Genomic DNA, 19,649 nt, shown 5'->3' on the forward strand with positions numbered 1-19,649 from the left:
TGCTTTTAACGATAGCAGACCAAATTAATAGATCAGCACGTGACCCGTTGGCTAAACTGGCCTTATCTGCAATAGTACTGAGTTTTTCCAAACAGGACTCTTTCTGTTTTGCCACCACCGGATATTGGCAAACAGCCCATTGATTTTGGATATCCAACCCGCACGCGCAGGGCCAATCAAAGCATCCGCACCGCTACTATCCAGTAGCCAATTCTGCTGTTCATTACTGAAAAAAACCGGTACCGGTATCATAACAATATTGGCTAATGCGCAAGCCAAATCGATAATGGCCCAGTCAATGCCGTTATCCAGCAAGAGTGCCAGTCGCGCTATTTTCTGGTGGCGGAACCTCTCTGCCAATGCCGCTATTTTGGGCAGTAATTCACCGTAGTTAATCACCTGATAACTATCGCACAATGCAGGGCGCAGAGGGTCTTGCGCCGCCATTTTCGCCAACGGTTCAAAAAGGATCATCGTTGTATCCTCCTTTGAAAAGTAAAAATGCTGGGCATTGGCGCAAACAAGGAAAGTAATAAGCTGGTTCTCACATAACAACCGGCAAATAGCCGCAAACATAATTCGTGCATTTCCCGATTCCGAACAAGCAAAATTACCTATTTCAACCAAACGATTACGTAAAACTGAATGCCCGGTTTGCGTTGCAATGACCACCTCAATAGGTGCGTCCAAATAGTGCTCAAGATAAAGAGTCCCGAAATCACCACGATTCAGGCCACAGGCACCAATAAGGACACCATCGGCACGATACAGTCCTAATAAATGAGGTAAAAAATGTGGGATAGTGGCATTGAACTCACGGCTATACTCCCGCTGAATATATTGTTGCAGTTCGTTTTCTTCTTGCTCATTCTGAGCAAATAACAACGGGTAAGGTGCCTGAATATTCATGCTCATAATCGCTCCTTTTACTGATAATAAGGAGTGTAATGATGGATACTTAAGAAAAACTTAAATTGATAACAATATTGGGTTTAGCCGTTAAATGCCTTTATATGCCCAACCCGCACACGTGGGTTTTTCTCCTTAACTCATTGATACTCATACCACAAGAAATATCTGGAAATGCTCACTATTGAGCAATAGCAAGCTACATTCATAAGCACTATTCAGCTATTCCATATAGTGTCTAAATGAAAATGTACCGAAAATCATATTTGAGGAGATAAATATGTCACAACCCCCAATCAATCAATCAGATATTAAACATTCCAAACAACGGCGCTCACTATTAAAAACTGCGGTAGGAATGTCGGTGCTTGGTATCGCCAGTGGATTAACTCTAGCCACACCAGGGATATCTTACGCAGCAGCTTTAACGCGTGAAGAGCGAGATAAACTCACTCCTGAGCAAATTATTGCTGGCATGAAAGAAGGGAATATCCGCTTTAGAGCAGGCAAAATGCAACAGCATGATTATTTGGCTCAAAAACGGGCCAGTGCTGAAGGTCAATTCCCCGCGGCGGTTATTCTCAGTTGTATTGACTCACGGGCTCCGGCGGAAATTCTTTTTGATACCGGGATTGGTGAAACATTTAATGCCCGTATTGCCGGTAACATTGCCAATAACGATTTATTGGGCAGTATGGAGTTTGCCTGTGCGGCCGCGGGAGCAAAAGTCGTTCTGGTCTTGGGGCATACTTCGTGTGGCGCAGTTCGGGGGGCAATCGACGGCGTAGAACTCGGTAATCTGACCGGCTTGTTAAATCAAATTAAGCCAGCAATTGACGCAACCCAATTTAACGGAGAAAGAACCGGTAAAAATGATCAGTTTGTCGATGCCGTTGCTAAAACCAATGTTCAGCATACGATCAATGAAATACGGAGCCGGAGTAGCATTCTCAATGGATTAGAGAAAGAGGGGAAAATTAAAATAGTTGGTGCAATGTATAATCTCAATGGCGGGGCCGTTGAGTTTATTAGCTAATAGATTACAAGCTCCGGGCTTTATCGCTCGGAGCAAATTCATAATGCTATCGAGCCGCTATTTTCTGTGGTGGTAGGCAACTAATAAGTGATGCCAGATTCCATTATCTATGCTGTAAACAACATGTTATACAGAAAAGCATCACCAAAGACACAGGATAAAAGAAAGTCGTGCTACGCTTTAATTAAGCGATAACGTTAATTTAGCTATTCTTTATGCTAATAGAATTCCTACACGAAAAAGTTCCTTAGCCACACCGTTATCAGGAGCGTCACCATGAATCCTCCAATATATGTTTGTTAGCCCTATTTAAAAAAACTTAAATAACAGATCACTTTTACCTGTGTGGGGCCTCGATATGTTTCACTTTGATGCTTATGGTACGCTCGTTGCTGCAACGCTGGTGCTATTGCTAGGAAGGCAATGTGTCCAGAATATTCCTCTGCTGCAAAAATATGCTATCCCGGAACCTATTGCGGGTGGTTTGCTGCTCGCATTACTGTTTCTGCTTATTCATCAGACGACCGGTTGGGAAGCCAGCTTTGATACATCACTACGTGATCCGCTAATGCTGACTTTTTTTGCCTCAATTGGCCTTAATGCGAATCTGGCAAGCTTAAGGGCTGGCGGTAAGGTATTGATAAAGTTTTTTGTGGTCGTTATCGGTTTGCTGTTACTGCAAAATATGGTTGGCATCGGTATGGCCAAAATGCTGGGGCTGGAGCCACTGATGGGGCTGCTGGTGGGGACCATAACACTTTCTGGAGGGCATGGCACCGGTGCAGCTTGGAGTGCCGTATTTGCGGAGAATTATGGCTTAAGTAATGCTACGGAAGTTGCCATGGCCTGCGCAACTTTCGGCTTGGTATTAGGTGGCTTGATCGCCGGTCCTATTGCCCTTTATCTCATTAAACATTCCGCCACTCCCAATGGCAGAGCGGAAGATGCCTTGCAACCCACAACCTTCGAGAAACCTCAGTCAGGGCGGATGATCACTGCGCTGGTATTAGTAGAAACCATCGCCATGATTGCCATTTGTTTGATGGCTGGTCGCTATATCACGGGGTTACTGGCGGGATCTATATTTGAATTACCGATCTTCGTCTATGTCTTATTTGTCGGGGTTATTCTTAGTAATCTACTCACTTATACCGGGTTTTATCAGGTTTTTGACCGTGCAGTCTCCGTAGTCGGTAACGTAAGCCTCTCCCTTTTTCTGGCAATAGCGCTGATGAGCCTAAGATTGTGGGAACTGGCGTCTCTGGCATTACCGATGTTGGCGATTTTATTGGTGCAGACGCTAACCATGGCTCTGTATGCCATATTTGTCACTTATCGGATTATGGGAAAGAATTATGATGCGGCCGTTCTTGCTGCTGGACATTGTGGTTTAGGTTTGGGGGCAACCCCAACAGCAATTGCGAATATGCAAGCGATTACCGAACGTTTCGGGCCATCCCACGTTGCGTTTCTGATTGTACCGATGGTCGGTGCTTTCTTCCTGGATATCGCCAATGCAGTAGTGATCAAACTGTCTTTGTTATTACCGATGTTTACGCAACTTGGTTAAAAGCCAGTATTCATAGTGGCATCAACCGGCCAGAAGACGGAAACCCAGTATAAGCCGGCACATACCCTATAGTATGTGCCGGTGTTTATTCACCAGCGCACCTCTAACGCGCTAAATCCCCTCCCCCCTCGCGCCATGCTCTTCTTAAGTGATAACTGTTGATCTAGCATTGATTTCATAAGGTATTGCCGGTATAACTAACAGCCATTTAGAGATATAGACGTCTAAACGGATAAAATATCATGCACTCACCTGTTCCCATCGAAGGGCAGTTCAAACGTACAATGAAGGCCCGGCATCTGGTGATGCTCTCTCTGGGGGGCGTGATTGGCACCGGCTTATTCTTCAACACCGGCTATATAATCTCCACCACGGGTGCCCTCGGCACACTGTTGGCCTATATGATAGGTGCTGTGGTGGTCTATCTGGTAATGCTCTGCCTGGGTGAACTGTCGGTAGCAATGCCAGAAACCGGGGCTTTTCACGTGTATGCTTCCCGCTATCTTGGCCCAGCCACTGGCTATACCGTTGCCTGGTTATACTGGCTGACCTGGACAGTAGCCCTCGGTTCCAGTCTGACCGCCGCTGGGTTCTGTATGCAGTATTGGTTCCCTCAATCACCGGTGTGGTTATGGTGCCTTATCTTTTGTCTGGCTATTTTTCTGCTCAATGTGGTCACTACCCGCTTCTTTGCCGAAAGCGAATTCTGGTTCTCTCTGATCAAGGTCGTCACCATTTTGGCATTTATCATTTTGGGCGGTGCGGCGATGTTCGGCCTATTGCCGATGAAGGACGGCACACCCGCCCCCTTCCTGCACAATCTAACCCACTCTGACTGGCTGCCAAACGGCACCTTACCGATCCTGATGACCATGGTGGCGGTCAATTTCGCTTTCTCCGGCACCGAGTTAATCGGTATCGCCGCGGGCGAAACAGAGAAACCAGAAAAAGCGATTCCGTGGGCAATCCGCACCACCGTGATCCGCCTGAGTGTTTTCTTTATCGGTACGGTATTTATTCTGGCTGCGCTGATCCCGATGGATCAGGCCGAGGTTGTCAAAAGCCCGTTTGTACTGGTATTTGAACGTATCGGTGTACCCTATGCCGCCGATATCTTCAATTTCGTGATCCTGACTGCCATCCTGTCAGCCGCTAACTCTGGTCTTTACGCCTCTGGCCGCATGCTGTGGTCATTGGCCAATCAGCGAACACTGCCTGCTTATTTTTCCCACATCAATAAACGCGGCATTCCTATTAATGCGCTGATCTTTAGCATGCTCGGCGGCTTGTTGGCACTGTTGACCAGTGTTATCGCGCCAGATACGGTGTTTGTCGCGCTATCAGCGATTTCTGGTTTTGCCGTCGTCGCAGTCTGGCTGAGTATCTGCGCAGCCCACTATATTTTTCGCCGCAACTACCTACGCAGTGGGCTGCCAATCGAGGGACTGAAGTACCGCGCGCCGGGTTACCCGCTGACGCCGATCGCAGGCTTCAGCCTGTGCCTGTTAGCCTGTATCGGTCTGGCCTTCGATCCTGAGCAACGTATCGCCCTATACTGCGGGCTACCCTTTGTTGCCTTGTGCTATATCACCTATTACCTGACCCATCGTGCCGGGAAAAACCAACCATTGGGAGAGAATCATGCCGGTTAACAACCCTATCTCTGCGCTCTTAACCGCTGATCGCACATTGATTTTGGATGGCGCATTAGCCACTGAACTGGAGGCGCGAGGTTGCTCTCTTAGTGATCCGCTGTGGTCCGCTAAGGTGCTAATTGAGAATCCTGAACTAATTTATCAGGTTCATCTGGACTATTTTAACGCAGGGGCACAATGTGCCATCACCGCCAGTTACCAGGCGACCCCACAGGGTTTCCTGCGCCGTGGCCTCGACCAGCAACAATCGTTGGAACTCATTGCCAAAAGTGTTCAGTTGGCACAGCAGGCACGCAACGATTTTTTGAATCAGCACCCGCAAGCTGAACCGCTGCTGATTGCCGGTTCCGTTGGCCCATACGGCGCTTATCTCGCAGATGGATCTGAGTATCGAGGCGATTACCAGCTGCCACAAGATGAGATGATCGCCTTCCACCGGCCACGTATCGCGGCACTGGCTGAGGCTGGGGTTGACCTGCTGGCCTGTGAAACACTGCCATCGTTCGATGAATTGCAAGCGTTGCTAACACTACTGCAACAATTCCCTACTTTGGGTGGCTGGTTCGCATTCACGCTACGCGACAGCCAACACCTTAGTGACGGTACCCCCCTGACCGAAGTTCTGGCGCTACTGCGCGGCAATCAGCAAGTACTGGCCATCGGCATAAACTGCATTGCGCTGGATAACGTGACCCCGGCGCTACAGCAGTTTGCGGCACTGGCTGATAAGCCGCTGCTGGTGTATCCAAACTCAGGGGAACATTACGATGCTGTGAGCAAGACCTGGCATGCCTGCGGGGGCGAACACAACCACCTGAATGATCTGGTTGGGGAATGGCAGCGCCTGGGAGCACGACTAATTGGCGGTTGCTGTCGTACCACACCAAAAGATATTCGCATCATCGCTGAGCACTGTAAGCTGTAATCCCCCAGTGATATTGTAGCTAAGCGCCAACAGTATCACTGGACAAGCTTTGCCGCCTGATGACCTGCGGCAAAGCCTCTAAATATGCTGCTTCACCTGAGCGGCATTATTTAGTCGCCTAATTGCCGGAGTCAGGCTGGCGGCGATAGTCGCTATCACAACAGCAACGGCTGAAGCCAGCAAAACGGCCCGGCTGCCATAGTGCATAGCGAGAGGCCCCGCAGCAAGTTCCCCGATAGGAATTGCCACAAATGACCCCATCGCATCATAGGCATAAACACGCGCGAGTTTCTCGGGTGGAATATGGGTTTGTAGAGAATGTGCCCACACAACACCGAATTGCCCAAAACCGACGCCGGCAATAAAAAATGCCCCCATAAGGATGGCAGTCGAAGACACCATACTAAGGAGAGTGATAGGGATTGCGCAAAGTGCAACCAGAAGGACACCAATAAACAGATCGCGTCGTGGCCGCCAGCGGAGTGCAATAAAAGAACCGGCAATCAGGCCAATACTTTGTGCGGCAACAATAATCCCCCAACTGGCACGCCCAAATGAAGCATCAGCCACTATCGGGCCAAGGATCATCACTACGCCGCTAAAAGCGGCATTAACAATAGTGAACTGGGCAACAATAGTCCACACCCACGCACGAGCAATAAACTCCTGCCAGCCATCTCGTAAATCCTGCAAGATATTGGTTTGCGATGCGAGGAGCTGTGCCGAGGCAGTGCGAATCAAGAGATAAAGCGGTGCTGAAGCGGCAAACCCCAAGGCATCGACGGCCAATCCCCAGCCAGGCCCAATGGCAGCCGTCAGAACCCCGCCCAGTGAGGCGCCAATCACCGTCCCGCCATAGACCCCCAACTGGATAAAAGCGTTCGCTTCCCTGAGGTTACGTGCGGGCACGGTTTGTGGAACCATTGCTGAAGAAGCAGGAAGGGCAATGCCCGCTGCCGCGCCGTTAATCGTCCCAAGGACTGCTAACCACATAATTGTTGCTGTTCCATCCAGCACCAACCAGGCAACAATCCCTTGAGATAAGGCGGCAATGACAGATGAAGACAGCAGAACCTTACTTCGTGAGTAACGATCCGCAAGTACTCCACCAATCAATAAGAAGGCAACATTGAAAACAGAACGTGCAGCTACCACCAGACCTAAATCTGCTTCGGAACCGCCGATATCCAACACCGCGAACGCCAGTGCAATCGGTGCGATTCCATTACCTAATACCGTGAGGAGGCGGGCAAAAAACAAGTTTCGAAACGGGGCATAGTGAAATACATGTCGGGAAGATGGGACCGTGGCGTTCGCGTTCACTCACTTTTCTCCGCACTGATTTCAATACCTTGCAGGCTCTCACTGCTATCTTTCAATGGGGCTATTTCATACTTTTTTTGTTTATTCATTTTGGGCAACTTTTAATTACATCACGCGCTTGTAGCAGGGGGTCCGCAGTGACATCCTCTGCCTTCACAAATACCATTGCCAAATATGTGTCTTTATCTGTATGAATGCCAAGATTAATTGATTTGAATGTATAAAATTATTCAAATCATCTGATGAAAACCCTCGTCTTGTCAGCTAGCAGATTTATTACAACCGTTACCCCTAAGTTGCTATAGGGATAACGGCCGTCTCAGCTATGGGTGCTGTTCCGTATTGGGTAACGCCAGCAACGCATAGCGGTTCAGCAGTTGACTAAACCGGCTGTCTATCTGTTGGCGCAGTGCCGATGACGGAGTCTGCCCTGACTCGGACTGTACCTGATACTGACGCAACAATTCTTCCAGCGGTAAGGTTTTTGCCAGCGGCTGCTGTATCGCAAACACCACCGTTTTCAGCTCCGAGACCGTCATATAGCGTCCCTTCTTTTCATCCAATCCATTCAGTCGCTCTGCCAGTTGCCGCAAACGCTCTTGTGCCAATGCATAGTGTTTCAACTCCACCAATGGCGCAGCACCGGCTTCTCGCTGTTGTTGCCATAATGCACTCAGTCGGTTGACTTCTTGACTGGCGGGCCACAGTTGCTGCGCTTGTGATAACACCCCATCCCCCCGCATTTGTGCCCATAACGGCGGTAACTGTGTCAGTTGTTCCAACTGTGTGCCACTGCCTTGCAGCACCGGGCCTGCCAATCGTGCCAACTCAGCATCTGAGGTTTGTTTTCTCAGTTCATCGATTGATTTGGCGGCCAGTGGCGCAGGTAATGGCGCGACGCTGGTCAGCAATGCCTCGCGCAATGGATTAGATGACAGCGACTGCCAGATAAAGAAACTGCCCGCCATCAAAACGGCCATCAGCGATAGCCCGGCGACAAACCCCTGCCCCGCTTTCCAACGTGGTGGGGGCGGCGAAGGCGGCGACAACTCCACCTCAACACGCGCCGGGGCCGGTTCGTTGACAAGATAAACCAGTGGTTCGCTGACCGCAGCCGACGAGAATGTCGGTTGTGGCTGTCGTTGTGGTTCAGAGACACCGGCATGCCGTACCGGAATACTCAATCGGTCTGGCGTATCAGCGGCGGCTTCGGCGCTCTCCAGACGTAGTGCGGCGTTATGCAACATCAGGCGCACCCCATCCAATTTACTCAGATGTTTGAGCTCCAGCGTTTGCAACTGCGTGCACAACTGTTCCAACGCACGCTCTGCCCGGTACACCTGAGCCAGGTCACCGTAGCATAACGTCATGGTGCGCCAAACTTGCTGCAACCGGTCACTCAACCAGGCCAATAACGCCACCCGGGCATGGGTTTGCGGCGGCCATAATGCACTCCACTGATGAGACAGCAAGCCCGCCAGCAGCTCTAACCCTTCACACAACCCGGCAAGACCGGCAATGTGCGTACGTGCCAAGGTAAAATCTACCGTGGTCTGCAACTCAACCCCGTTCTGGCGAAACAGCGCCAAACAAAGCTGCTCGACCCGCCCCCAGTCAACATCCGGGCGAGCGGGATGATGTAATTTGCCGATTTCGTCACGTAAGGCACTAAATTCAGCAAAATGGCGGGGGTCACCGCCGGTTTTAACCGTCCGCTCAGTATTCGATATCATGTGTTTGTCTTCCCTGAATAGGCGTTAAGATGACTCACCCGGATTGAGATAATGTTGTTGTTTAAGATGACGTATCAGCACCCGGCCTTCCGGCATAAATGCCGTGCCGTAACGCACCAGTCCCAGACCTTTCAGCTCCGCCTCAATGGCGTACTCCAGATGGCCAGGAGCGGATTGTGGCAGTAGCACCACGTTGATACTTTTCAGCCGTGGCTCATATTTTAGCAACGTGGCTGAGAGCGTAGTCAGCAGCGCGTGCGCACTGCCCGGCAATCCCTGTAGGATTTCACTCATGTCCGGCAGACCATAATCGGGCAGATGACTGAGTGTCCCCGCCCGGCAATTGAGAATGCGCTGCATATTATCCAGCACCGAGAGAATGACCTGATTGGTTTCGCTCACCTGATGAAGGTCAAGCTCACCCGCTACGTTGCCGAACAGCATTTCATAGAGAGAAGGCTGGGGCATATTACTTATCCTTCAAGGGTAAAAGAATCATCCCATGATTATTCAGTTCAATCTGACGAGCCTTATCGGGGTCGAGGTCGTCACGGCTCAACACCACCCGCCAGGTGTTGTTAGCGATATCAGGTGCCAGAAACATACCCGCGACTGCCACATACTGCGCTTTTTCGTCCATCGGCATATCGATGGACACCGCAGCACTCGGACGAATACGGATATCTTTTTCAGCAAGCAGATCGGCTTTGATGGCCTGGCTGTCCTCGGCAAATAATGAGGGATAATCGGTACCGTCAAATGTTTTGCGGTCTTGTAGCTGATAGATGCGCACCACCGTGGCCAGTGGGGCACCGGTCGCGTTGTTGTTTACCGCATCCCGCGCCTGTATATCCAGATGCAGGGTTTTCACCTGCTTATAAAAAATGGATTTTGTCACCGCGACGGTGCCGTCACTCACTTTCTGAGTCAGTCCACATCCGCTCAGAGTGGATACCATGACCAGCATCAGTAATGCAAAACGTGTTTTACCAGCGGTAATCGCCATATTCATCGGTGTCCCTTCGGTGAAGATTTTCCTGAACACGCTGATAGCGGCCCAGATTAATTGTGATCATTTCAGTGTCGGTGGGTGTGGTTGACGCGACGCGCTGTGTCCGCATTACGGCGGTTCTGCCTAACAGAATACCGGTGCTTTTCGGCTGGCAGGAGAGCTGTGCGTCGGGCAGTAGCGCGCGTAACACCGTCAGTTGTAAACGCACATGCAGCCGCGACCCCAGATACACATGCAACAACGCCATCAAATCCGTGTGTAACTGCCCGCCGGGCAACCACTCTCGGGCTTCATCGGGGTTATCGGTTTTCAATTGCAGTAATACCTGACTGTTAACATCCACCGCGTGACTGCCCATTACCGGGCTGTTACTCATGCTGACGGGGTGACGTGCGCTCAGGGCCAGTGGATTGCGCAAGGGGATACGGCAGCGGTCATGCGCTATCACGTGGGCATCGGTTTCCGGTGCCAGCAACTGAACCAACGCAATAATGCCTTCACTGGTGCGAGTGGGCAGGCGCATCATGCCAGTCAGTGCCAGAAAACGAGACACCGGCGTGGCGATATTCTGTGCACATCCCTCAATACCCAGACCACAGAGGCTCAGCAGATACCGAGAGGTTTTATCGGTGCCACCGGGCGAAAAGCTGGCCGGATAAGAGTACTTCCGCCAGACGCGGTAGTACTGCGTGATCAATCGGTGATTGAAAATGTCCAGAAAGTCGCTGACTGCCTCATGCCCTTCCCGGCGCTGGGTAATATCGTCGATATACGAAGTAGGCAGTGGCGACTCCACGCCATACAGTCCCATAAAGGTGGTGCGGATGGTCGGTGGGAGGTGTGCATGCGCGGGTATTTCCACCCGTTTAAATTCACTGGCCGGAAACCCCATGCCCGGATGGGGGCGAAAACGCACCGGATCGTGCCTAACCTGCCAGTGACTACCCAATGGCGGGGCATCCGGCTGGCTTTGCTCCAGTAACTGACAGAAGCGATAAAACTGGGTATACGGCAGTTTATCCCACAGTTGTTCGATTAGCCGGGCAGACGCTGATTGTGATTCTCTTTCCATCGGATACATTTCCCGGCAGGCTGAACGATAAGAGTGAGTTGATTGAACAAATGAATGTCAGCGTAAAGGGCAAAGAAACGGTTGAGCATCTCGCCAAACAGATGAATGTCGCCTTCGCCGGTAAAGCCGTTGCCATCCAGTGTCACTTCAATGTCGATACCCCGTAACAGAAAGCCCTTTTCAAAACGCTGCGTCTGGTGGTGCTGCACCTGTTGAATGGCATCAAGACGGCGATTATTCAGTTCATCCCCTTGCCAGTTGTACAGCTCCAGCGTCCCGCGTAGCACCTGTGCGCTGCTCATCAGGTTGAGGTAACTTGAGCCCAGATGGCTCAGTACCCGCCACTGGAAATGGTCTTCCGCCGGGGGATAAGAGGGTAACGTAGGCTTGCAGAGATTGCGTACTTTCAGCGGCGTCTGTAACACTGCTTCGCAGCGGTCCAACAACGTGCTCTGTAACGCTTTGCGCGGGAGCTGACCATTGGTACCGGTAATTTTCAGTGACACCGCCTCGCGGGTAAACAATCGGTCCGCTTCCCATTGCTGGCCGCCGAGGATCAACCAGGTATCATGCAGCCCGGTCACCCCTCGTTTTACGCGGGTATGGTAATAGCGTTCCGGCGCATGACGTCGCTGCATTCCACCGCGATGGCGAAAACTGGTAAAAGGAACATAGGTGGCATCGGATGTCCGTTGCGAACCGGTCACAGCGTCGACGGAGTAAATTTCGGTGTGCCCATCCTGCAAGCGGCGCGGGCGCAGCATATACTCACTTTCCAGCCCATTGATGGTTAACGGGTCAGCTTCCAGCGAGAACAGGTTAATCACCGGTACACAATGCAGGTTAAGCGCGTCATCCCTGACCGGCAGATCACTTTGCCACTGACAATCAAACACCACTTCGATATCAAACCAGGCAATACCCGCTGGCAGCGTCACGGTTTCCAGCCCGTTCAGATGCACGAACATAAACTTCTCGCGGAAAGTGAAATATTCCAGTAATAGCTGATAACCGCTGAATGCGCTGTCGCCTTTGGGCCACAGCAAATCTTGGTCTGCAAAGCCACCGGGCGAAAACCAACCATCCAGTTTTATTCGATCAACCTGATTGGGTAGACGCAAATAGAGCGCGGCCTGACGCCGGGTCAGGGCCAGATGTAACGCACTGCTGACCGCCGCCTCTCCCGCCAGATAAAAACACAAGCGACGTAAGTCCACCTGCAACCAGTCAGCTTGTGGGCTGCATGCCAGTCGCAGACGCAGCACCGAACGGCCGTCTGGTTCGGTCGCCATCACCACGGTTGAGACGGCGAGCGGGTTGAGTACCATATCGCGGGTAGTTCGGTACTGGCAGACGGTATTCTTCGGCCCAATGGGGCGGGAATAGATTTCCATGCCTTCGGGCACGATTTCAGCCATTTTCATCGCCGGAACATCCGGGGTCAGCGCCACCACCGACAGCGAGGGAATGGTGCGTAGATAGTGCGGCCACAACATGCTCACCAGCCCTTCGGTGAACTCCGGTAGGTCGTCATCAATTTTTTCGCGCAATCGCCCCATGGAGAAGGCAAAGCCTTCAAACAGGCGTTCGACGTAAGGGTCAGGCGTACCGGGTTTATCCAGGTCTAACATCGCTGCCCGGTCAGGGTGAGTTTGGGCAAACTCTTTAGCTGCATCGCGCAGATAGCGCATTTCGGCGTCGTAATAACGCAGGGTAAGGTCTTTCATGGTTTTCTTTTTATCAGGATAGGGTTATCGATTAACCACACAGCACCGCAGCCCGTGCCGGGTCGAGGGCCACTAATCCGGCGAGCAGGTTTTCCATCTCGCCATGCAAGCGTGATTTGTCCGACTCGGTTCGGCTGGCTTTCATGCGCAGCAGTTTTAGGCGGCGGGCTTTTACTTCAAACAGTAATTCCGGCTCCCATTGGGTGAGCGTCATCAAGGTCGCGTTCCCCTCCAGTTCACCCAGCAAATGCAATGCCATGTCGTTTTTTCCGTACTGCTCGGCGACCCGCGCCATCAGCAGGCGGATCAGCCACTGATGGCGAGAGGTGCGGGTACCCGGACGGTTCTGCAACCAATTCAGCGCCGCTTCCACACCTTCGCTGTCGGCTTGCGCCAGCGCTTCCGGCTCCAGTTGCAAAATATCGTCATCACCCGCCGTACTGGCGGATGCCGCCGGTTCACTGCCCCAACTTTCTGCTGCCATGACGTGCTGATTTATCCAGTGCAAGGTCACCTCATCAGCAAAAGGTGTACCATCACTGAATGCCAGACCGTCAAGCCCCGGCAGGCGGGTCAGCAGACCATTTAAATCTTGCTGAATGATGTCAGCCCAGCGCTCGTAAGGTGCGCCCGTTTTCAGCAGTGCCTGATGGGTATACCACTGGAGATCCAGCCACAGGTGATTAACGCCCTGTGCAAATAGGATGTCGGTTTGCTCCAGCAGTTCCAGCCAGCTTTGTTGCAGATAAAGACGTTTCAGCAGTGCGCGGTTCTCCAGCTTCGGCGGAGCCAGACGGGTACATCCGTCAGCTGCCAGTGGCGGCAGTTCATGCAGGGTGTCCAGACGAATACTTTTCATCAGATGATGCCCCGACAGCCAGCCGTTCGGCTGGTCGCGCAAAAAAACCGCCAGCAGTTTTGCCTGATCGAGCAAATCACGCCCGGAGCTGACGGCTTTCAACGCAGGAGCATCAGGCGCAGAGTGACGAGGGAGACTGCTGTTTTGTGGGATAACGGCATCAGGGCCGCCGGACTGCATTAGCCGGTTTTCTAATGCCGCATACAGGCTAGCGAACTGAGGGCGGATGGACGCATCCCAGCCGCCAACACTTTCCTCGGTTAACACCAACGCGCCCACAATGCGTTCAAAGTCAGCTTTTGTGACTTCCGGGTACAGTGACAGGCTATCCAACACCCGGCTACCCGCCAACCATTCCAGTGCCAGTTTGCGGCTGTTGCCACGTTGTGGATGCAGTGCATCACCAAAACGTTGGACCAACCCGGCCAGCAGAGCCAGGCCATCCGCCAGCCCGCTTTCGCCATCGATGTGCAGTCGCGCCCAGATATAATAGGTCGCGACGCGCACATCTTTGCACGCACCGGTCAGCAGCTTCTCCGCCAGTGCACAGACCAAACCAGTATCTGCGCCGGACAGTTTGTTGACCTCTTCACGCATCTGCTGGAAATCATCGTCATAACCGGGGTCATCACCCACCGGTGAATCCGGGGCAATGGGGACCAGCCATTTTTCCCAGAGCGAAATCTGCTGCTGGGCCTGCTGCGAAAGCGCCTGCTGTTCGGCATGGCAGGCGCTGAGTAAGGTGTGCAACGTAGCCATCAGTATCCCTCTTCTGTTGCGGTATCCGTTTTCTGAGCGCCACCGGTGGCATCCACACTGAATATTTGCGTCGGTAAGACGAAGTTACGCAGTTTCAGTAACGCCAGCGGGCCTTCTCCAGCTTCAGTCCGTAAGGTGTAGTTCAGCGGCCTGCCATCAGGCGCTTTCCAGCTAAGATTAAAACTGCTGTTGACACCCTGATACGGTGTGACCTGAGCCTTATCCAGTAAACGGATCCACCCCCAGGCCCCGGGGAGATCGGCAAACTGTCGGGTACCGGCCTGGGTACTTATCCAACTCAGGCTGGCACCCGGTGCTTCAGTGTCATGGGGCCAGGTGAAACGTTTCCACACTGGCAACTGGTTGTAATAGCTGAGCTTCTGGCTGTCGATCACCAGATCAGTCTGCATCACATCTTTCGCGGTACCGGGGCGCAGTTCAAAGCGTATGCCTGCTTCACCGTCGGCAAACACCACGTCAGACAAATAACTCAGTTGGTCCACCGCTTTCAGGAATGCTGGGTTAAATGTCAGCCCCTGAGCATTAATGCTGTCCGGCACCCAATGGCTGCCCTCTTTGTGCAGCACGCCATTCAACCGGGTTTGCAGAAAACGGGCGATACGGCCACTGTCGCTGTTGAGATAACGTGCCAGCAGCGGGAGTGACACTTCACTGCTGGTATCTTTTAAGGGATAACGCCCGCCGAAGGTACTGTTCCAGTCATCGACGATAGATGCCTGCCACTGGGCATTCAGGCTCTGAGCGGCAGGAGTTAATACCTGCTGCCACGCCTGTTCCATTGGCTGGACAAATACCGTCTGGCCAAATCCACTCCACTCCTGACCGAGGCTGGCGGCAACCAGACTGCCATAATCACGGGTTTCGGTCAGATCGACCGCTTTGCCCTGAAATACCGTCTGCGCCAGAGTCTGGGTCATGGCTTGAGGATCGGCAGCATTCACCACCTGCTGAAGTTTAAGGCGTACTTGGGTAACGCGGGTCAGGAAGGTTTGCAGACTGAGGTTGGTATTGCCCTGTCCGCCGGCTTTGACATCCATCAGCGCCAGTACCGGACCAAAAGTGGCATCCAGCGGCCCCTGTGCACCCGCTTGCTGATCAATAGCGGGCTGCTCATCGCGGTTTAACAGATTTTTGGCCGATTTGACCAGCGAATCAGACAACGCCTCACCGGTTTGCCCGGTTTTCCCCTGTACGCTCAGGGTGTTCATTAGCGCCACCAGAGGGGACTGACGCACGTCTGCCATCAGGGTGAGTTGGTCGATGGAGTCCGATAACGTCTGTGCTTGCTGCCAGTGCAGGCTATTGAGAAAGTCCAACCAACTGGTAGAGAAATCAGCGAAATAGCGCGCCTTCAGACGTGCCTGCAGGGCTTCGGGAGAATCCTGCTGCAATGCGGTATTTTTACTGTCACTCAGTACCCAGTCCATCTCTTCCCGACGCTCACTGGCCACTTTTTCAATCGCCGGTTTTACTGCGTCATCCCAGGCTCTACGGGTGAACATGCCCGGCACCACGGCATCGGTGGTAAAAATCCGTTCAGCATCAGTATCACCGGTCATATCAGACAGGCGCAGATCAGCATACTGATTCGCCACCTGAGCCAGCATCTTCTGATAGAGCGAAGATTCACTGTTACGGGCACCCATCTGACTGATCAACCGGGTACGTACCTGACTGACCAGATTTTCATCCAGCTTCAGACGCCAGGCCGGGTGCAGGGAAAGATTACGAGCATAAAAATCCAGTAGAGCGGGACCGCTACCCTGCCAGAGGCTGTCCGGCACACCACTGCGCTGTGGCCAGTCATGAAGCAGCGTGGTGCTAAACCATGGCGCATCCATTTTCTCCGGGCGCGCCAGCATCAGATAGAGTTTTAACTGCTCATAAGCGGGTTTTACCAGCGAGTCGCGCAACGGAGAGTCAGGGGGGAGCTGCGCCATGGTGCTGAGTTGTTCTTCAAGGTGACGGGCGGCGGCATCACGCAGCAGAGGGGTGGCGCTGGCCCAATAATGTGGCCAGAGTGCGGCCAGTAAAGCATCGTTCTGGCTCAGACCAAATCGGCTGTGCCAAGGTGCGCCCTGTTGCTGGCGATACTGCAATCTGCCTAACGTGTGTTGCAGATCCAGTTGCGCTTGCAGACGCGCCGGCAGCGATTGCTGCACATTAGCCGCCAGTTTCACCTGAGACTCACTGGCATTAATCGTATCTCGGTTGACCAGGAATGACATCACCATGCCCACCCCCCACAACACCATGATGCCCGCCAGCGCCATCGCCAGCGTTTTACGCCAGGCAAACCCCAGCTTTTTCGCGGCTAAGCCTGCGGGCAATAATGGCAGTGAATCAATCAACACATCCCAGCGGTTATCCTTGCCCCAGTGGGGTTTCACGCTGCGTTTTGCATTGACGGACGCCGGGCTGAATATCACCCCCGCCAACGGTGAAGGGCGATAGGGATTCAGCAGAGTCGCCAACGGGCCGGCGACAGAATCTGGCTGACGCGCTAACTGATCGGCCAGTTGCAACAAGAATGGGTGCTGGGTGTTGCTGCTAATCTGTTGTGTACCCTGCTCAATCAGCGACGGCAGCAGCCCGGCAAGCTGTGTACTCAGTTCGCCAGCGTTACACCCCACTGGTAGTAAACAGCCGACGGATTGGGTGATGCGATCGGCCCCGTCATCGGCATGCAGTGACCAGACATACAGCGGCAGCCGCCAACCGAGCAGCTCAAAACGTGCCGCGAACGCTTGTGCCACGCTGTCCATCATATCAGCGGTGAGGGTTGTTTTAGACGCTTGCTGACCAAGTGTCGTGCGTTGAGCCAGGGCTGAGGTCACCCAGACCACCCCGTCTAGCGGGCGGCGGCGCAATTTACGTAAAGAACTCAGCCATGCGCTATCAGCCTGCGCCCCCAAATCGCCTCCCCACAACAGCACGGTGCCACTGTCTTCCTGCCAGTATTGCGACGTCAGCCCGGGGGTGAGCTGCTCAACATCAGCCGCACTGCCGGTGAGTAACAGAATGCGCACTTTGCGGGGCCAGAAGAAACCATAGCGAGTCCGGAGAGTCTGTTGCAGTTCACTTACTCTGGTACTGCGGGGCGGTGTCGGGGCCAGTCGTGATTCATCGTTGGGATAAATACCGTGATCACGCCCATTATCCCGATGTTGCCGCCGCTTAATGTAACCGGAGATCGCTGGGGACAGGCGGGCAAGTACCGTGATCAACATCACCAATAGGAAAGCGAACAGTTTTTTATATTGGTTATCTAGCCCGACGGTGTCGCCATATTGCCATATTAGCCAACCAACAGCGGCCAACACCACAACTGCTAATACCGCACCACTGCCCTGCCGCCACGGATTACTCAACATCTTCATTGCAAACTCCTGGAGAAACCGTACTGACTACCCCGCACTCGGGGCCAAATGAAAACACGACATAAGGCACGTCGTAGTAATAAGCAAAATCCAACCCAAACGCTGCCACTAACCAGGCAGAGAATGGCCCCGGAATACCGGTTAATGATTCTTGTATCAATACACTTTCAGCGCTGAAGTTAGCTCCTAACTGGTGACCAACAGGAATTATTTTCGGGGTCAATGACATCAATTCAGTGCTATCCCCCAAGATCCCGCCCGCCCGGCAGGCCAGAGACTGGGTTTCCATAAACAAGGCAAGCTCGCTTTCTGCCTGTGCAATATTCAGTTGCATCGGGCGAAGCAGACGCCCTTGTATCGGTAATTGGTGTTTTTGTGCCATGTCATCGGTCGTGAGCAAGAATACAGCCAGCCCGTCGGAGTAGTTCTCATCGCCGTGTAGTTGCAACACCAGGATCAGTTCTGCACCAGTGATGGCATTCTTTATGCCATCCTCTATCTTGCTGTATGGCATATCGGCAGACAGGGTCAGCGTTATAGGCGCAAAGCGGGTGGGGATAGTCTTATCCCAGCATTGAGCCCAGACAGCTCGCAGTTGTTCGTATTCTGCCGGATCGCTGTCAGTCAAGAGAGTCGCACGCAGTTCAATATCAGGGGGCAAGGAATTAAGGGCTTGTTGGATGCTAGCGAGCAGGGCCATGATGGCCTGATATTCTGTCCCTTTGTCTTCGGGGAGATAATCAATGCGGCGAACAAGCCCGCGTTGAAATTCTACATCTGTTGGTTTATTCGCCAGATATGAGACAGTAATAACGTCCGGTAACAGAACACAACTTGCCAGTACAGCCATATAACGCTCAGCCCACGTCTGCCACTCTTGTTGCGCCTGTTGCGCTTCATCTTGTAAGAAAGTGTAGTGACTGAGGTCTCGACCATACATATAACCCCGGATACAGAATGCCAGCCCCCAACCGATAATGGGTATCGTTGAGGCAGCCCAGATATTGACGGTCTGTAACCCGATAAGTCTGTCGGCAACATGCAGTGAGAACAATAAAATCCCCACAATAATGGACAACACTCCAGCTAATAACCAACGTCCCAGCGAGGGCGGCGAGGGCTTTTCTGTTATAAACGGTTTTTGGCGATCCCAACCCATGTTTTATCCTATTGAACAATCTGGCGCACTGGAGATAACCTGGCATCCACACTCACAATGGCAACCATCAACGACAATAGCTTTGCCGTCAGAAGCCCATTCAGATGAACCTTCTATAATGGCATTGACGCCATGCCCTGTTTGAGGACAGCTAATCATGTCGCCCATCAGTGCCACTTTTTTGCCATTCACGACCATGCTTGATGTTGCAGAAATAACTTCACCACCGTGCGTTGTTTTATCGCCTAATAATACAAATCCCTTGGACATTTGGTTTCCCTTAACTTTCATTCATATCGAGATAACAACAAACTGTGCACATCTAAAATAATGGGTGAGGCGGATAGATAGTCGCGCCATAAACCAGGAAACAACTTAAGATAATAAAGTTTATGGGCACTAAAAATAGGAAATTAATTCTATAAAAAACACATAAAAATATAATAACTCATCGTAATGATTGAAGCTTCTTAAAATCAGGGAAGTATGGGGAAGAGGTCACAACCCCA

Annotated in this window: 15 protein-coding genes; 4 read left to right on the top strand and 11 right to left on the bottom strand. The window is 52.3% G+C overall.

Annotation, left to right across the window (positions count from 1 at the left end; all coding sequences use genetic code 11):
* Positions 1-51 precede the first annotated feature (51 nt).
* Positions 52-915, bottom strand: coding sequence for a thermostable hemolysin (locus tag V1952_RS05730; protein WP_420074441.1), 864 nt, complete (start codon positions 913-915; stop codon positions 52-54).
* Between the two features lie 274 nt (positions 916-1,189).
* Here V1952_RS05730 and V1952_RS05735 point away from each other — a divergent pair, with 274 nt between their 5' ends.
* The 4 genes from V1952_RS05735 to mmuM all read left to right on the top strand — a co-directional run bounded on the left by V1952_RS05735 (position 1,190) and on the right by mmuM (position 6,095).
* Positions 1,190-1,945, top strand: a complete 756-nt coding sequence (locus V1952_RS05735; protein ID WP_083162603.1) for a carbonic anhydrase — start codon at positions 1,190-1,192, stop codon at positions 1,943-1,945.
* Positions 1,946-2,303: 358 nt separating this feature from the next.
* Positions 2,304-3,515: a sodium/glutamate symporter gene (gene gltS / locus V1952_RS05740; RefSeq protein ID WP_372560603.1), complete on the top strand. Its 1,212-nt coding sequence runs from the start codon at positions 2,304-2,306 to the stop codon at positions 3,513-3,515.
* Between the two features lie 242 nt (positions 3,516-3,757).
* A complete protein-coding gene (gene mmuP / locus V1952_RS05745) occupies positions 3,758-5,167 on the top strand; it encodes an S-methylmethionine permease (RefSeq protein WP_372560602.1) in 1,410 nt (469 codons plus the stop codon).
* Entirely contained in the window at positions 5,157-6,095 is a 939-nt protein-coding gene (gene mmuM, locus V1952_RS05750; RefSeq protein WP_420071239.1) for a homocysteine S-methyltransferase, read from the top strand. The genes mmuP and mmuM overlap by 11 nt, the downstream gene beginning before the upstream one ends.
* A gap of 78 nt (positions 6,096-6,173) precedes the next feature.
* Here the strand turns inward: mmuM and V1952_RS05755 are convergent, their stop codons facing one another.
* The 10 genes from V1952_RS05755 to V1952_RS05800 form a co-directional block, all read right to left on the bottom strand.
* Complete coding sequence (locus tag V1952_RS05755; protein WP_420074442.1) at positions 6,174-7,418, bottom strand: MFS transporter; 1,245 nt, start codon at positions 7,416-7,418, stop codon at positions 6,174-6,176.
* A 323-nt stretch (positions 7,419-7,741) separates the two neighbouring features.
* Positions 7,742-9,151, bottom strand: coding sequence for a VasL domain-containing protein (locus V1952_RS05760; RefSeq protein ID WP_372560599.1), 1,410 nt, complete (start codon positions 9,149-9,151; stop codon positions 7,742-7,744).
* A gap of 24 nt (positions 9,152-9,175) precedes the next feature.
* Positions 9,176-9,619, bottom strand: a complete 444-nt coding sequence (gene tssE, locus V1952_RS05765; RefSeq protein ID WP_420074443.1) for a type VI secretion system baseplate subunit TssE — start codon at positions 9,617-9,619, stop codon at positions 9,176-9,178.
* Position 9,620: 1 nt separating this feature from the next.
* Positions 9,621-10,157: a type VI secretion system lipoprotein TssJ gene (tssJ, locus tag V1952_RS05770; protein ID WP_420074446.1), complete on the bottom strand. Its 537-nt coding sequence runs from the start codon at positions 10,155-10,157 to the stop codon at positions 9,621-9,623.
* A complete protein-coding gene (tssG, locus tag V1952_RS05775) occupies positions 10,138-11,235 on the bottom strand; it encodes a type VI secretion system baseplate subunit TssG (protein ID WP_420074444.1) in 1,098 nt (365 codons plus the stop codon). The genes tssJ and tssG overlap by 20 nt, the downstream gene beginning before the upstream one ends.
* Entirely contained in the window at positions 11,199-12,962 is a 1,764-nt protein-coding gene (gene tssF, locus V1952_RS05780; RefSeq protein WP_372560597.1) for a type VI secretion system baseplate subunit TssF, read from the bottom strand. Before tssF ends, tssG begins: the two co-directional genes overlap by 37 nt.
* Before the next feature lie 31 nt (positions 12,963-12,993).
* Positions 12,994-14,580, bottom strand: coding sequence for a type VI secretion system protein TssA (tssA, locus tag V1952_RS05785; protein ID WP_372560596.1), 1,587 nt, complete (start codon positions 14,578-14,580; stop codon positions 12,994-12,996).
* Positions 14,580-17,981: an ImcF-related family protein gene (locus V1952_RS05790; RefSeq protein WP_420074445.1), complete on the bottom strand. Its 3,402-nt coding sequence runs from the start codon at positions 17,979-17,981 to the stop codon at positions 14,580-14,582. Before V1952_RS05790 ends, tssA begins: the two co-directional genes overlap by 1 nt.
* Entirely contained in the window at positions 17,965-19,140 is a 1,176-nt protein-coding gene (locus V1952_RS05795) for a type VI secretion protein (RefSeq protein WP_309477930.1), read from the bottom strand. Before V1952_RS05795 ends, V1952_RS05790 begins: the two co-directional genes overlap by 17 nt.
* Before the next feature lie 3 nt (positions 19,141-19,143).
* Positions 19,144-19,410 carry a PAAR domain-containing protein gene (locus V1952_RS05800; protein ID WP_038630853.1) on the bottom strand — a complete coding sequence of 89 codons (267 nt, stop codon included), beginning with the start codon at positions 19,408-19,410 and terminating at the stop codon, positions 19,144-19,146.
* Positions 19,411-19,649: the final 239 nt, after the last annotated feature.

The organism is Yersinia sp. 2542 StPb PI, assembly GCF_048593855.1.
GTDB classification, from domain to species: domain Bacteria; phylum Pseudomonadota; class Gammaproteobacteria; order Enterobacterales; family Enterobacteriaceae; genus Yersinia; species Yersinia enterocolitica_E.